15 protein-coding genes are annotated in these 14,550 nt (G+C 59.8%); all 15 read left to right on the top strand.

Annotated elements, in window-relative coordinates; translation table 11 throughout:
• The 15 genes from mqnE (at position 1) to lptB (ending at position 14,542) form a co-directional block, all read left to right on the top strand.
• Complete coding sequence (gene mqnE / locus WKF55_05105) at positions 1-1,164, top strand: aminofutalosine synthase MqnE (GenBank protein ID MEJ7758953.1); 1,164 nt, start codon at positions 1-3, stop codon at positions 1,162-1,164.
• Between the two features lie 2 nt (positions 1,165-1,166).
• Positions 1,167-1,997, top strand: a complete 831-nt coding sequence (locus WKF55_05110; protein MEJ7758954.1) for a menaquinone biosynthesis protein — start codon at positions 1,167-1,169, stop codon at positions 1,995-1,997.
• Positions 1,998-2,004: 7 nt separating this feature from the next.
• Positions 2,005-3,036 carry a cyclic dehypoxanthinyl futalosine synthase gene (gene mqnC / locus WKF55_05115; GenBank protein ID MEJ7758955.1) on the top strand — a complete coding sequence of 344 codons (1,032 nt, stop codon included), beginning with the start codon at positions 2,005-2,007 and terminating at the stop codon, positions 3,034-3,036.
• 67 nt (positions 3,037-3,103) lie between these two features.
• Positions 3,104-3,574: a 2-C-methyl-D-erythritol 2,4-cyclodiphosphate synthase gene (gene ispF / locus WKF55_05120; GenBank protein MEJ7758956.1), complete on the top strand. Its 471-nt coding sequence runs from the start codon at positions 3,104-3,106 to the stop codon at positions 3,572-3,574.
• Positions 3,571-4,185, top strand: a complete 615-nt coding sequence (locus WKF55_05125) for a DedA family protein (GenBank protein MEJ7758957.1) — start codon at positions 3,571-3,573, stop codon at positions 4,183-4,185. The genes ispF and WKF55_05125 overlap by 4 nt, the downstream gene beginning before the upstream one ends.
• 4 nt (positions 4,186-4,189) lie before the next feature.
• Positions 4,190-5,110 carry a site-specific tyrosine recombinase XerD gene (gene xerD, locus WKF55_05130; GenBank protein MEJ7758958.1) on the top strand — a complete coding sequence of 307 codons (921 nt, stop codon included), beginning with the start codon at positions 4,190-4,192 and terminating at the stop codon, positions 5,108-5,110.
• On the top strand, positions 5,107-5,682 hold the full coding sequence (locus tag WKF55_05135; GenBank protein MEJ7758959.1) for an aminodeoxychorismate/anthranilate synthase component II: 576 nt from the start codon (positions 5,107-5,109) through the stop codon (positions 5,680-5,682). Before xerD ends, WKF55_05135 begins: the two co-directional genes overlap by 4 nt.
• Positions 5,679-6,965 carry a hypothetical protein gene (locus tag WKF55_05140; GenBank protein MEJ7758960.1) on the top strand — a complete coding sequence of 429 codons (1,287 nt, stop codon included), beginning with the start codon at positions 5,679-5,681 and terminating at the stop codon, positions 6,963-6,965. The genes WKF55_05135 and WKF55_05140 overlap by 4 nt, the downstream gene beginning before the upstream one ends.
• Positions 6,966-7,065: 100 nt before the next feature.
• Entirely contained in the window at positions 7,066-7,824 is a 759-nt protein-coding gene (gene kdsB / locus WKF55_05145; GenBank protein MEJ7758961.1) for a 3-deoxy-manno-octulosonate cytidylyltransferase, read from the top strand.
• Between the two features lie 5 nt (positions 7,825-7,829).
• Positions 7,830-9,494 (top strand): CTP synthase, encoded by a 1,665-nt coding sequence (locus tag WKF55_05150; GenBank protein MEJ7758962.1) that lies wholly within the window; start codon positions 7,830-7,832, stop codon positions 9,492-9,494.
• Positions 9,495-10,307 carry a 3-deoxy-8-phosphooctulonate synthase gene (kdsA, locus tag WKF55_05155; GenBank protein MEJ7758963.1) on the top strand — a complete coding sequence of 271 codons (813 nt, stop codon included), beginning with the start codon at positions 9,495-9,497 and terminating at the stop codon, positions 10,305-10,307. It begins immediately after the preceding gene.
• Complete coding sequence (locus WKF55_05160) at positions 10,304-11,272, top strand: KpsF/GutQ family sugar-phosphate isomerase (protein MEJ7758964.1); 969 nt, start codon at positions 10,304-10,306, stop codon at positions 11,270-11,272. The genes kdsA and WKF55_05160 overlap by 4 nt, the downstream gene beginning before the upstream one ends.
• Entirely contained in the window at positions 11,269-11,832 is a 564-nt protein-coding gene (gene lptC / locus WKF55_05165; protein MEJ7758965.1) for an LPS export ABC transporter periplasmic protein LptC, read from the top strand. Before WKF55_05160 ends, lptC begins: the two co-directional genes overlap by 4 nt.
• Positions 11,829-13,325, top strand: coding sequence for a hypothetical protein (locus WKF55_05170; GenBank protein ID MEJ7758966.1), 1,497 nt, complete (start codon positions 11,829-11,831; stop codon positions 13,323-13,325). The genes lptC and WKF55_05170 overlap by 4 nt, the downstream gene beginning before the upstream one ends.
• Complete coding sequence (lptB, locus tag WKF55_05175; GenBank protein MEJ7758967.1) at positions 13,322-14,542, top strand: LPS export ABC transporter ATP-binding protein; 1,221 nt, start codon at positions 13,322-13,324, stop codon at positions 14,540-14,542. Before WKF55_05170 ends, lptB begins: the two co-directional genes overlap by 4 nt.
• The last annotated feature ends 8 nt before the right edge of the window (positions 14,543-14,550 follow it).

The raw sequence follows: 14,550 nt of genomic DNA on the forward strand, positions 1-14,550 counted from the left end.
ATGCGCCCGGCATCGAGCTTCGATCTTTCCCGCGTGTCTGACATGGCCCTGAGGGCCGTTGGCGAGAAGGTCATGAGCGGAACCCGCCTCGATACAGCCGACGGTCTGACTCTTTTTCGCTCCCCCGACCTCATTGGTCTTGGATTGCTCGCTAACCACGTCAATGCGGCGAAACATGGCGATGTGGTCACGTTCGCGGCGAATCAGCATATCAATCCAACGAACGTCTGCTACCTGCGCACCACCTGTGTTTTCTGTTCGTTCGCCCGTTTGCCGAAGGAAGACGGCGCGTATCATTACACGCTCGATCAGGTGTTCGAGGAAGCTGCCGTCGCCGACAACGGGCTTACGCGCGAGTTCCACATTGTCGGGGGGCTCGATATGAAGGCGGGACTCGCATACTACAGCGCAATGTTCCGCGGTCTGAAGCTGCGCCACCCCAATGTTCACATCAAGGCCCTGACGGCGGTCGAAATCGCGCACATTGCGCGCATCGACAAGCTGCCAATCGAGGAAGTGCTCGTTACGCTCCGCGAAGCCGGGCTGGACACACTCCCGGGTGGCGGGGCGGAGGTGTTCGGGCGCGGCGTGAGAATGGCAATCGCCGACCGGAAGCTTGCCGCCGAAGACTGGATCGCGGTTCATCGCACGGCGCACAACCTCGGCATCCGCTCCAATTGCACGATGCTGTATGGCCACGTCGAGACGCTTGAAGACCGCGTTGAACACCTGACGATGCTCAGGTCGCTTCAGGACGAAACCGGGGGGTTTCTCGCGTACATACCGCTGGCCTACCATCCCGACAACAACGAGCTGGGTGCCGAGCTCGGGCGCGAGGGAACTGCGACGACCGGTTTTGATGACCTGCGAAATCTCGCCGCGGGGCGATTATTCCTCGACAATTTCGACCATGTCAAAACGCACTGGATCATGGTCACTCAGTTTCTTTCCCAGACAGCACTGTCATTTGGCGTGAACGATCTCGAAGGCACCGTGGTGCGTGAGAAGATCTACCATGAGGCTGGCGCGCATACGCCGCAGGGAATGACTCTCGATGACATTCTCACCCTCATTCGGGGAGCTGGCAAGACTCCTGCAGAACGTGATTCGTTCTATAACATTCTGCGAACGTTTCCGCGTTCGGTGACAGCGGTTGCGGCGTGAAGATGCGTATCGGACGGATTCCCTATATCAACTGCTACCCCGTCTACGGAGCTATCGATCGCGGCATCGTCAAACTTGACGGCACATTGCTCGACGGGGTTCCTACTGAGCTGAACGCGCGCATCGCCGCCGGAGAGCTGGATGTCAGCGTAGTATCAGCTGTCGAGTATGCAAGAGAATCGAGCCGCTATCTGCTGTTGCCCGACCTGGCGATCTCATGCGACGGCCCCGTTCGAAGTGTGATGCTTTTCTCCCGGTTGCCTGCGCGCGATCTCGGTGGGCGCAGGGTGCTTATCAGTCGCAGCTCGATGACCAGCGTTGCGCTGCTCCAGCTCCTGTTCGAGAATGTCTGGCACACCCAGCCGAATTTCGTTCCGGGCAACGCCGAGGTAAGCGACCTTGGGGAAATGCAGGGTGGCGATCACGATGCGCGGCTCGTGATCGGCGACGCGGCGCTGTTGCTTGGAAGCGGCGAACGAGCCGCAGGCTACGACTACGAGTACGATCTCGGACAGATGTGGAAGCGCTGGACAGGATTGCCATTTGTGTTTGCAGTGTGGGTGGCCCGTCGCACGGTGCGTGTAGAGGCCGCGCTTCAGGTACACTCCGGGCTTATCGCCTCCCGAGACTGGGGACTCGCCAACCTGCGCACACTCGCGGCGCAGGCAGCCACTGCAACCGGCGTCAGCATGGAACTGTGCAGTGAATACTTCGCCGGTCTCGACTACGGGCTGTCGTATCCCCACCTTGCCGGCCTCACGGAGTTCTACCGACGGCTTGTCGACCGCGGTCAAATTCCGAACGGCACCCTGGCTTTTCTTCCAGCGGCGTAAGGACGACATGCGGGATCTCCTCGATTTCTACACGAACGCTCCGCTTCTCGAGCTGGGAGCAGAGGCTGACCGGGTGCGGCGGTCACTGCACCCGGAAGATGTTGTTTCCTACATCATCGACCGCAATATCAACTACACGAATGTGTGTGTTGCTGACTGCGGATTCTGCGCATTCTATCGCCGCCCGAAGCACAACGAGGGATATACACTTTCGTTTGAGCAGATCGGGGCGAAGATCGACGAGGCGAAGCTGCTCGGTGCGGTGCAGATCCTGATTCAGGGTGGCCACAATCCTTACATCCCCTTTCAGTGGTACCTCGATCTTCTTGGGTACATCAAGCGGAATCATCCGATTCATATCCACGGATTCAGTCCCAGCGAAGTGGATTTTTTTGCGAAATTGTTCAGGATGGACGCACTGGATGTCATTCGCGAGCTTAGAAGTGCCGGGCTCGATTCCATCCCCGGCGGTGGTGGTGAGATCCTGGTACAGCGCGTGCGCAACATTGTTGCGCGCAAGAAAGCGGGTGCGGACCGGTGGCTCGAGATCATGGAGCTTGCCCACGGTGAGGGCATGAAGACTTCAGTCACCATGATGTACGGTATTGGCGAAACTCTGGCTGAGCGAATGGAGCATCTCGAGCGCGTTCGTGAAGTCCAGAGCAGGACAGGCGGTTTCACCGCGTTCATCTGCTGGCCGCTGCAGCCCGAGAACACGCCGGAGATGTCGCATCAACCCAGAACAGGAGCTGACGAGTATCTACGCACGGTCGCGATTTCGCGAATCGTCCTCGACAACGTTCCCAATCTCCAGTCGAGCTGGGTCACAATGGGAATGAAGATCGGTCAGATTGCGCTTCGGTTTGGATGCAATGATTTCGGATCGCTGATGATTGAGGAAAACGTTGTTTCTGCGGCCAACACGACGCATCGTACCTCGACTGAGGAAATGGAGCGGTTGATCGCTGACGCGGGATTCACCCCCGCGCGCCGCCGGCAGGATTATTCGCTGATCCAGCCAGCGGAACATGCAGCCTGACGAGGCCACTTCCCATTCTGTATCTGATACCCGTTCCCCCGTTTCAACAAAATTTCCGCGAACTGGAATCGGATACGATTCGCACCGGTTTATCGCCGGTGGTCCGATCGTTCTCGGAGGAGTGCGCATTCCCTCGGACGTGCGGTTGGCGGGGCATTCCGACGGTGACGCGATAGCCCACGCGCTCACCGATGCAATTCTGGGTGCGTGCGGCGACCGGGACATCGGCACGCTTTTCCCGGATACGGATTTGGCAAACGCCGGACGTGATTCGATCGAGATGCTGGCGGTTGCGGTAGCACGTGCCTCCGACCGCGGGTTCCTCATCGTAAACGCAGACGTGACGGTGATTGCCGAACGGCCAAAAATCTCGCAGCACCGGGATGCCATTGTCATCGTCCTCGAACGAGTGACGGGCGCATCGGTGAACGTAAAGGCGAAGACCAACGAAGGAATGGGCTGGATAGGACGCGGTGAGGGGCTTGCTTGCATTGCCGTGGCGACTCTCTTTCCGCGCGATGGTGGCATACTCGAATGAGCGTAGAGGTCGTCACCGCGTGGCTCAACGGCTTGCCCGTTGGCGCCCTCTATCTCGCTATTTTCTTCATCTCAGCGGTGGAGAACGTATTTCCGCCGTTCCCCGCGGACGCCGCCGTTGCGTTCGGGAGCTTTCTCGCCGCACGCGGCAAAGCGTCTCCTTACACAACGTTTTTGATCGCCTGGCTGGGGAACCTCCTGGGCGCCACTCTCATGTATTTTGTGGGCCGACGGTACGGATCAGGGGCCTTCATGAGCCGGCTGGAACGCTGGGGTGGTGCAGGGGCCGAAGATCGTCTTCGCGGTCTTTACAGCCGTTATGGGCTCCCGGCGCTGTTTATCAGTCGTTTCCTTCCGGGAGTTCGAGCAATCGTACCTCCTTTCGCCGGAGCCATGCGTTTGCCCGCATTGCCGGTGGCGCTTTCGATTGCAACGGCCTCCGGAATCTGGTTCGCGTTCGTTACGTGGGTTGCGTTCCGCGCGGGCTCGAACTGGGAGGTGCTTTACGCGACAATAGTGCGCTACGGAAAAATCGCGGCCATAGCCGGATTTTGCATCGTAGCGGCAATCATCGCGATATACCTTTTTCGCCGCAGGAAGAGAGCGGCTTGATCGGATGACATCAGACGGGACCCAAGATCAGTTTGCACGCGCATTTCATCTTGAACGTTTTCAGGATTATCTGTCGGTGGAGAAGGGATCGTCGCCCCGGACGAGCGAAGCCTATCTGCGCGATCTGTCGCGTTTTGCCACATTTGCTGCCATCAATGGCGCACCCGCTCCGGCCGGCGTAACCGCGCGTACGCTCCGCGAGTACGTGTATCATCTCAAGGACCTCGGCCTGGCCCCGGCATCCATTCGGCGGAACGTGTCCGCGGTGCGCGGCTATTTCCGCTTCATGCTCGACGAGGGCGAGCTGGTGCGTGATCCGAGCGAAAGGCTCGAAACGCCGAAACGATGGAGGACCCTTCCCGATGTCTTGACAGTTGAAGAAGCAGCCCGGCTCGTTGCAGCACCGTTGGCCGGCGAGCCGCTTGGGTATCGCGACCGCGCGATGCTCGAGCTTGCGTACGGCGCGGGCCTTCGTGTGTCCGAATGGATAAGCATCGGCCAGCGCGACGTCCTGATGAGTGAGCATCTGGTCAGGGTTTTTGGTAAGGGCTCCAAAGAACGCCTCGTGCCCATCGGCCGAAGCGCGATCGGCGCTGTAGCGCTGTACATCAGTGAGTTGCGGCCACGTCTAGAACGAGGGAAGGGCAAGGGAATCCTGTTTCTGAACGCACGCGGCGATCCGTTGTCGCGAATGGGAGCGTGGAAGATTCTCCGCAAGTACGTGAGCATGGCGGGCATCGAAAAGGCGGTGTCTCCTCACACCCTGCGGCATTCATTCGCAACGCACCTGCTCGAGGGTGGCGCCGATCTCCGTGCCGTGCAGGAAATGCTCGGCCACGCGGATATATCCACCACCCAGATCTACACTCATGTCGATCGCGAATACCTCCGCAGTGTCCATCGGCAATTTCATCCGCGGGCATGATCCTCGTCATCGACAATTACGATTCCTTCACCTATAATCTCGTCCAGTATCTCGGCGAGCTTGGCGCCGAACCAGTGGTTCGGCGAAATGACGCGATTGGCGTAGAGGAGATTGGTGATCTGACACCTGACGCACTCGTCATTTCGCCGGGACCTGGAACTCCCTCTGGTGCCGGAGTTTCACTCGACGCCATCCGGCGCTGGGGAAAGTCGATACCGATCCTGGGCGTCTGTCTGGGTCATCAGGCGATTGGCGAGGCGTATGGGGGGAGAGTCGTGCGGTCACCCCAGGTCATGCACGGAAAAACGTCGCAGATCGTGCACACCGGCGGCGGGATCTTCACCGGAGTACCGTCGCCCCTGGAAGTCATGCGCTATCATTCGCTCACCGTCGAACGGAAGTCGCTGCCATCCGAGCTCGAAGTGACTGCATGGATCGACGGTGATCCGTCCGAAATTCACGCGATGCGGCACCGGACTCTTCCCGTATGGGGCGTACAGTTTCATCCCGAGTCGGTCATGACACAGTGCGGTAAGGACATTCTGCGCAATTTTCTCGACATCGTCCAATGAATCTTATATCAGTCTCATGCATACGTGTGATGGCCGCGATGTTTGCCGTTGCGCTGGCGTCATCGGACTCAGCCGCGCAGGCCACGCCGCCCACCCCTGAGCCGCCCAGTCCGTCAGTCGACACCGGCTATGTAGACTACGACGGAGCCGTATCGTTCCCGCTGGGGATCGGCTTCCGGCTGCCGTCCTACAACCGTGTCGACGGGCTGGTAATACCTTGGGGCCCGTTCATAAGTCTGAGCGACGGGAAGGTGAATATCGATCCAACGCTTACCTATCGGTCGGATATCGGAAAAATCGATCCGTTCGTAAGGGGACATCTCCGCTTGTCCGACCGCGATGAGATCGAGATCGGTGCCGGACGATCGACGATAACGAACGACGACTGGATCAGGTCTGATCTGATCAACTCCGCGGCTGTGTTTTTCGTGGGGAGCGATGCGCGTAACTATTTCCGCGCCGATCGTGCTGTAGCCCGCTACAGCCGGCGCATCACAAGAACCGACTATACCATAACTCCGTCGGTAGGTGCGCTCACCGAAAAAGCGTGGTCGACCGGCTCGCCAATCGCCCATTCGTCAGCGCCGTTCAGCGTTCTCGGACGAAACGACAGCCTGAAAATGCTGCGACCGAACCCTGCTGTGTCGCGCGGACGTATCTCGTCGGCACTTGGCCGCGTTGACGTGGGCTACGAGCGGGATCTCACCACCTTCAATTTCGACACCAGGGTTGAAGCAGGGCTTGACGGGCCTTCGGAAAGCCTTCGATTCGACACCGTGCGCGGAGGCTTGCCGCAATGCGCTGGCACGCTGGCGTGCACAGGCGTTGTATCCGAGACCGCCGGCAGTTTCACGCAGCTCACTTTTGGCAGCAAGGCGGGGTTTCCGACTTTCGGCACGCAGCGATTTGCGTTCCGCGGACACGCAGTCGTGACACCCGGCAACGACGCGCCTCCCCAGCGTTTTGCCTACCTGGGAGGCGCAGGCACGCTGGCGACCGTAGACCTGCTCGCACTTGGCGGTGACAATCTCGTCTACGTCGAAGGCGAGTACACCATACCTCTCACTCGCCCGGTGCTTCCATTCGTTGGCTCGCCTATACTGAGCGCCCGGTACGCCGCGGGCGGCGCTGAAGTGGGAGGCATGCCCGACCTGGTCCAGAACATCGGTGTCGGCATCGGTGTGCGGCTCCTCAAAGCCGAATATCACATCGATCCGAACTATCGGAAAACGAGCTTCTCGAAGAAAAGCGCGTTTTCGCTTGGGGTGTCGCTCACGCTCTAGCGCACGCTAGCCCATAGACCGTTTCATTGCTGCAACCCGTTGCCGCGTCTATATTTACTGGCGTGACTTTTGCATCGCGCGCCGCGGGCTGTCGGTACAGATGAAGACCTTGGCGGTAATTCCGGCCCGGCTTGGTGCGGTGAGGTTACCGCGTAAACCGCTCCGGCTTCTGGCGGGCGCCCCGCTTATTGTCCGCGTCTGGCAGCGGGTTGCCGCAATGGGTCTTACCGACACCCTTCTCGTGGTGGCAACCGACGACGAGACCGTTGCCAGCGCCGTGCGTGCCGAAGGTGCCGAATGCGTCATGACCAGTGACCAGCATACGACCGGATCGGAAAGGGTCGCCGAAGTTGCCTCCATGCCGCAATTCGCCGACTTCGAGACAATCGTCAACATCCAGGGCGACGAGCCGTTCATCGGGCCAGCGGCTATTGACGGAGCCATCAAGATGGTGACTTCAGGGCGGTTTGAACTTGGCACTTCCGCCTCCCCCGCCAACAGCGACATTGGTGATAACCCGAATGTCGTGAAAGTTGTGGTCGCCGACGATGGGCGCGCGCTCTATTTCTCACGGGCACACATTCCATTTGTCCGCGACCCCGAGTCCGCTGAAGGACTTCCAGTGATGCTTCAGCACATTGGCGTCTATGCCTATTCCCGCAACGCTTTGGCGAAGTGGGTTGCGCTTCCGCCTCATCCACTTGAAAAGGCCGAACGGCTCGAGCAACTCAGGCCGCTGGCGGCAGGCATTCCAATGGGAGTGGCCATTGCGAGGGAAACACCCGCAAGCGGCATCGACACGGAAGACGACCTGGCGCGCGCCAACGCGCGCTGGCTGGAATTCATCGGGGAGCGATAACTCACATGCAATCACAGTCCAAACAGCAGACCCGGTACATTTTTGTCACCGGCGGCGTGGTTTCGTCGCTGGGGAAGGGAATCGCCGCTGCGTCACTCGGACGGCTTCTCGTCGAACGCGGCATGCGCGTCACGATCATGAAGTTCGACCCTTACTTGAATGTCGACCCGGGGACGATGTCGCCCTTTCAGCACGGGGAGGTTTTCGTCACCGACGATGGTGCTGAAACAGACCTGGACCTCGGGCACTACGAACGTTTCATCGATCGTTCGCTGGCGCAGGCAAATAATGTCACTACCGGCCGAATCTATCTCAACGTGATCACGAAGGAACGGCGAGGGGAATATCTGGGTTCCACGGTCCAGGTGATTCCCCACGTCACGGATGAGATCAAGACCGCCATGAAGCGGCTCGCGCCGGAGAGCGACGTGGTGATCGTCGAGATCGGCGGCACTGTTGGAGATATCGAGTCGCTGCCGTTTCTGGAGGCGATCCGTCAGTTCCGTCATGAAATCGGGCGCGAGAACGCGATCTTCATTCACCTGACGCTGGTGCCCTACATCGCGGCCGCCGGTGAGGTGAAAACCAAGCCGACTCAGCATTCGGTACGGGAGCTGATGGAAATCGGAATTCAGCCGGACATTCTAATCTGCCGCAGCGAGCGGGCGCTCTCCGAAGAGGTGAAACGCAAGATCGCACTGTTCTGCAACGTCGATTTCGGGGCAGTGGTCGAGAGCCGGGATGTCCCGACGATTTATCAGATTCCGATCACTTTTCACGAACAGGGATTGGACGAACGGGTGATGCACCGCCTCGGGTTGCTGGGTCGGAAAGCTCCGGATCTTTCCACGTGGCGATCGATGGTACATCGTATCATCGCCCCCGGCGCGCGGGTGAAAATTGCTGTGATCGGCAAGTACACCGAGCTCATCGATTCATACAAGAGTGTGCAGGAAGCCCTGATTCATGGTGGCATCTCCAGCAATGCGGGCGTGGACATTTCGTGGCTGGCGAGCGACATGTTCACCGGCCGTGAGCGCACGCGCGAGCTGCTCGCCGACTTTCATGGGGTTCTCGTCCCTGGCGGCTTCGGCGTCCGCGGAATCGACGGGATGCTTGAGGCAATCCGCTATGCACGCGAATCGGGTCTCCCGTTTTTCGGAATCTGCCTCGGCATGCAGACGGCGATTATCGAGTTCGCGCGGAACGTCATAGGGCTGGACGACAGCCATTCGAGCGAGTTCGAGCCGGAGTGCGGAAATGCCGTAGTGTCGCTCATGGAAACTCAGCAGCACATCACCGACATGGGCGGGACCATGCGGCTGGGGGCGTATCCGTGCAGTCTTGGCACGGGCACCCGTGCCGCTAAGATATACGGGAGCCCGCAGGTAAGTGAGCGTCACCGACACCGGTACGAGGTCTCCAACGCGTATCGCGACACGTTTGTCGAGCATGGCCTGACGCTCAGCGGTCTCTCGCCGGACGGATCGCTGGTCGAGATTGTAGAGCTGCAGACCCATCCGTGGTTCATCGGGTGCCAGTTTCATCCCGAGCTTCAATCGCGGCCAACGCGCCCTCATCCGCTGTTCGCAAGCTTCATTGCCGCGGCGCTCGATGGCAAGGGCTCACGCGCCGAACGCAAGCGTGCTGTTATGGAAGCGGCCGACTAGATGAGCCAGCTGTTCCCCGCTGACAGGCTTTTCGTGATCGCAGGGCCGTGCGTCGTCGAAACCGATACGTTGAACCTTTTGGTCGCCGAGGAGCTCAAACGCTTGAGTTCGAGGGTGCCGGGCGGGATTGTTTTCAAGGCAAGCTTCGACAAAGCCAACAGATCCAATCGCGGGGCAGCACGCGGACCTGGCACCGAGGCCGGTCTGGAAGCATTGAAAAAGGTTCGTGATGAAACCGGGCTGCCCGTAATTACCGACGTGCACCTACCGGAGCAGTGCCTGGCTGTGGCGGAAGTCGTCGATGCGCTTCAGATCCCGGCCTTCCTGTGCCGGCAGACAGATCTGCTTCAAGCGGCTGGTGGCACCGGGAAGCCGGTAAATGTCAAGAAAGGGCAGTGGCTTCATCCGGAAGGAATGCTGGGAGCAGTCGACAAGGTTCGCGGATCACAACCACGTGTGACGGCAGAAATTGCCGTTACCGAGAGAGGAACTTTCTTCGGTTACGGCGACCTTGTCGTCGACATGCGGAGCTTCAGCCGCATGAGAGACGCTACCGGTGTACCCGTCATCTTCGACGCGACTCACAGCGTTCAGCGTCCGGGTCTGGGAGAAGGCGGGGCCAGCGGTGGCGCCCGGGAGTTCATTCCGACGCTGGCCCTTGCGGCCGTCGCGGCGGGAGCAAATGGAATATTCATCGAAACCCATCCCGATCCCGCTAGCGCGCCGAGCGACGGAGCGAACATGCTGCCACTGTCTCAGATTGAATCGCTGCTCGACAAGCTCGTCGCCATTTGGGAAAGCGTCGGGGAATGAAGGCAGACGAGATCATAGAGCGGGGGCGCCGCGTCATCCGTATGGAGCGCGAGGCGCTGGAAGAGAGCGAGAGGCGTATCGACGAGAGTTTCGTTCGCGCTGTCGAGATTCTCGCGCGGTCGACTGGTCGCGCGATTGTATCGGGGGTTGGGAAGTCGGGTCTCGTCGGCCGGAAAATCGCCGCGACGCTCACTTCCACTGGGACGCCGGCGACATTCCTGCACCCGTCGGAGAGTCTGCACGGAGATCTTGGAATAGTCGGTTCATCGGACGTGGCGATTCTCATCTCCAAGAGCGGAGAATCCGAGGAGCTGGTTGCGCTGCTCGATCATCTAAAGCGACTTGGCGTGTGCACCATTGCCATCACCGGCGACCGGCACTCCTCACTCGCGCGTCATACGGACGTATCGCTGGATGCCTGGGTTCGGGAAGAAGCATGCGTTCACGATCTCGCTCCAACCACGAGCACAACGGTGGCACTGGCGCTGGGAGATGCCCTCGCTGTTGCGCTGCTCGAGGAGAAGGGATTCAAGGCGGACGACTTTGCGCGACTTCATCCCGGCGGCGCGCTCGGACGAAAGCTGCTCACAAAGGTTCAGGATGTGATGGTGACAGGTGCGCTCGTGCCTGTGCTTCCGCCAGGCGCAACGATGCGCGAGGCCGTTGTCCAGCTGGCTGAACGGCGGGGTATCGCGGTGATTGCCGGTGATGACGGCAGTGTTGCTGGAGTCATTACTTCCGGCGATCTCACCCGGCTGATGGAGCGCGAGGACAACGTCATGCCTGTATTGGTCAGCAGCGTGATGACTGTGAAACCGGCAATGGCGCGAAATGACGAGCTTGGGAGTGCCGTTGTGTACAGGATGGAACAGCGCGGTATTATCTCGATGCCTGTAATCGATGAGAGTCGAAAACTGGTGGGAGTGATCCACCTTCATGATCTTATGCGTGCGGGCGTCGTATGAAACGACGTATCAGCCATGCCGCGGCTGCTCTCGCCGCTCTGCTCGCGACCGGCCTCTTGGCTTGCGACGAAAGGACACAGCCCCCTATCAGCCGGCGAACGACGCTGGCTGATTCGGCCGAACAGGTCATGTACGGAGCGCGCTTCAATATCACCGACAAGGGGTTGTCACGCGCCGAGCTGCTGGCCGATACTGCGTATTTCTTCGATGACAATACCAGAGTGGAGCTACGCGGCGTGGAGACGACATTCTTCACATTGACAGGTGCGCGCGATTCTTTTCTGACATCGAGGCGGGGAACGTACAACAGCCGCTTCGGGAACATGGTCGCCCGCGACAGCGTCACAGTCATCACGGAGGAAGGTCGCCGCCTGGTGACACCGGAGCTGAAATTCGACCAGCAGCTGAATGAGATTTCGAGCGACAGTGTATTTTCGCTCACCGAACCCGGACGGAGCCTTGAAGGTGTAGGCTTCAAATCGGATCCCAATATGCAGAATGTTCGCATCCTCAAAACGAGAAGCGGCAGCACCGGCATGGTCACGCTTCCCGGACAATGACGAGAACTGATCGAGCGTTTGCGTACTGCCTGCAGGCGCGTGTTTCCACGAGCCTGGTATTGGCGGTCACTGGAATGGTGCTGTCAGTGACGACGGCCCCCGTGCTGCACTCCCAGGCGCCGCGACAGTGCCTCCTGCAGTATGAATCGCCGAGCGGCAATACGCGCACGACCGCCCTCGAGCTGCCAAGCAAGCGGTACAACGTATTTCAGGGGGGCGGCGTAACATATCGTTGTCAGGGTCAGGACAATACGATTAATGCCGACAGCGCGGAATACTACGGTGATCTTAGTGTCCTCTACCTCGTTGGAAGCGTTCGGTATAACGAGACAAGGGCCAGAGTCAATTCCGACCGGATGACATACTACCAGCTGGAAGACCGCCTGCATGCAGAGGGAAACGTCGATGTGCGGCTCGAAAGCGGGACCACCATGCGCGGCCCCAACGCTGATTACTATCGCGTGTCGCCGACGAGGGCGCTGGCGCGGACTGAGGCTTCCGGCAGGCCGCGGATGTCACTTGTACAGCGGACCACGGTTGGACAGCCGGGAGAGCCCGTCGACGTCGTGGCAAACCGGATTGTCGCTGAGGGTGATGAGCTTGTCTACGCGTCAGGGCAAGTTGAGATCAACCGCCCCGACCTCATCGCCAGGGGAGACTCAGCTTTTCTTGACGGCTCGCGGGAGTTTGCGCGCCTGATGATGACACCGTCGATCGAGAGCAGGCGTGATCGTCCGTTCACGCTGAGCGGCGGAGTGATTGACTTGTTTAGCCGCAACCGCGAGCTGCAGCGCGTCGTTGCCACGCCAAAAGGCCACGCTCTCAGCCAGGACCTCGAGCTGCTGGCCGATTCCGTCGACCTCAGAATCGATGCCCGTCAGCTTCAGCGTGTGATAGCATGGGGAAAGTCCCGCGCCCGTGCGCTTTCGCCCGAGCGCGAAATAACGGCTGACTCGATTGATGCTATCATGCCTTCGCAACGCCTTCGCGAAGTTCGGGCAACGGGAGATGCTTACGCCAATAGCAACACCGACACCATCCGTCTTGCAACGCGTGAACGGGACTGGATCCGCGGTGACACCATTGTTGCGGAGTTTGACAGCATCCCGGCCGCCGACACTGCAAGAAGACCGCAGGCGAAGCGCATCGTTTCGACAGGTAATGCAAGATCTTTCTATCAGATCGCCGGCAACACTCCCGGAATTCGGCAGCCGAACATCAACTACGTCCGCGGACGGGTGATCACCATACTGTTCGCGGACAAGGCGGTGAACGTCGTCAGCGTTCTAGATCAGGCCAGCGGCCTCTACCTCGAACCGACGATCGGGAACGTTCGCGGCGCGCAACCGGACGGACCTTTACCGGCGCGCGACGTCCAGACACCTGCACCCGGCCGCGGCACTCAAACACCTGCACCGGGTCGCGGCAGCCAGACACCTGCACCGGCTCCGACGCGCACACCCGCGACTCCCATACGCAGGCGCATTCAGTGAATTCGCCGGATCTGCCAGCACGCATTCTTGAGATCATCCGGAATCTTTCTGGCGATGAACGTTCGATGTCCATCGCCCTGGGCGCAATTATCCGCGAAGCCGATGCCTCGGGCTCAGCGCGTTTTCACGACGTCGTCATTCGATATCGCGATGAATTTCTGCGGACGATGCGTGCCGACGGCAAGGACGCCGAGCGTGAGGCGGGACGGCTCGGCCTCGACGAAGTGCATAGCTACCTGGCGACTTCGATACTGCCTCGTCTCACTGGCGATGGTGTGCTTCTCCAGCCCCCTGACGACCTCGACGCAGAAGGCGCAAGCATCCGTGTTGCCGAGCCTCTCTGGAGTGAGGTCGGGGCGCACCGCGGCGAGATCGCAGATGGCCTTCGTGATGCCGCTGGCCAGATTGAAATCGAGGCGCCCGGCGAAACCATTCCTCCGCCGCGCGGGAGCATTCTCGAGGCGCGTGGCCTCGTGAAAAGCTATCGGCGAAGAGCGGTTGTCAACAATGTCGCGCTGAAACTGCAACAGGGCGAAATTGTCGGTCTTCTCGGGCCCAACGGCGCGGGGAAGACCACCACGTTCTACATGATCGTCGGGCTCATCGATCCGCAAGCCGGCCGGATTCTGCTGGACGATCAGGATATAACCGGGATGCCGATGTATAAGCGAGCCCGCAAGGGTATCGGCTATCTGTCACAGGAACCTTCGATATTCAGAAAACTCTCTGTCGAAGACAACATCCTCGCCATTCTGGAAACGCTTCCGCTGTCAAAGGTCGAGCGTCGCTCCCGGCTCGAAACGCTGCTCGATGAACTGAGCATCAAGCGGCTCCGGAAGAGCAAGGCCTATACACTATCGGGCGGTGAGCGGCGGAGACTCGAAATAACGCGCGCGCTCGTTACCGATCCGAAGTTCATGATGCTCGACGAGCCCTTCGCTGGCGTCGATCCCATCGCGGTACACGACATTCAAACCATCGTCGCCGGCCTCCGCCACCGGGGTATCGGGGTGCTGATCAGCGACCACAATGTCGAGCAGACACTGGATATCGTCGACCGTGCGTACATTATGTTTGACGGCCAGGTAAAGGTTTCGGGCACCGTCCGAGAGCTGGTGTTCGACGACACGGTCGCGGACATCTACCTCGGTCCGACGCTCACCGCGCGACTGCGCGATCGTTTTTCCAATATGCCGTCAGCAGGAGCCGCGCATTGAAGCCCGGA

The organism is Gemmatimonadaceae bacterium (assembly GCA_037721215.1).
In the GTDB taxonomy this organism is placed as follows: Bacteria; Gemmatimonadota; Gemmatimonadetes; order Gemmatimonadales; family Gemmatimonadaceae; genus UBA4720.

What these genes read in the sequence shown, in the direction of transcription:
- WKF55_05110 (MEJ7758954.1), top strand. Translation starts at nt 1,167, where the DNA reads ATGCGTATCGGACGGATTCCCTATATCAACTGCTACCCCGTCTACGGA.
- lptC (MEJ7758965.1), top strand. Translation starts at nt 11,269, where the DNA reads ATGAAACGACGTATCAGCCATGCCGCGGCTGCTCTCGCCGCTCTGCTC.
- WKF55_05125 (MEJ7758957.1), top strand. Translation starts at nt 3,571, where the DNA reads ATGAGCGTAGAGGTCGTCACCGCGTGGCTCAACGGCTTGCCCGTTGGC.
- WKF55_05170 (MEJ7758966.1), top strand. Translation starts at nt 11,829, where the DNA reads ATGACGAGAACTGATCGAGCGTTTGCGTACTGCCTGCAGGCGCGTGTT.
- WKF55_05135 (MEJ7758959.1), top strand. Translation starts at nt 5,107, where the DNA reads ATGATCCTCGTCATCGACAATTACGATTCCTTCACCTATAATCTCGTC.
- mqnE (MEJ7758953.1), top strand. Translation starts at nt 1, where the DNA reads ATGCGCCCGGCATCGAGCTTCGATCTTTCCCGCGTGTCTGACATGGCC.
- WKF55_05140 (MEJ7758960.1), top strand. Translation starts at nt 5,679, where the DNA reads ATGAATCTTATATCAGTCTCATGCATACGTGTGATGGCCGCGATGTTT.
- WKF55_05150 (MEJ7758962.1), top strand. Translation starts at nt 7,830, where the DNA reads ATGCAATCACAGTCCAAACAGCAGACCCGGTACATTTTTGTCACCGGC.
- kdsA (MEJ7758963.1), top strand. Translation starts at nt 9,495, where the DNA reads ATGAGCCAGCTGTTCCCCGCTGACAGGCTTTTCGTGATCGCAGGGCCG.
- xerD (MEJ7758958.1), top strand. Translation starts at nt 4,190, where the DNA reads ATGACATCAGACGGGACCCAAGATCAGTTTGCACGCGCATTTCATCTT.
- kdsB (MEJ7758961.1), top strand. Translation starts at nt 7,066, where the DNA reads ATGAAGACCTTGGCGGTAATTCCGGCCCGGCTTGGTGCGGTGAGGTTA.
- mqnC (MEJ7758955.1), top strand. Translation starts at nt 2,005, where the DNA reads ATGCGGGATCTCCTCGATTTCTACACGAACGCTCCGCTTCTCGAGCTG.
- WKF55_05160 (MEJ7758964.1), top strand. Translation starts at nt 10,304, where the DNA reads ATGAAGGCAGACGAGATCATAGAGCGGGGGCGCCGCGTCATCCGTATG.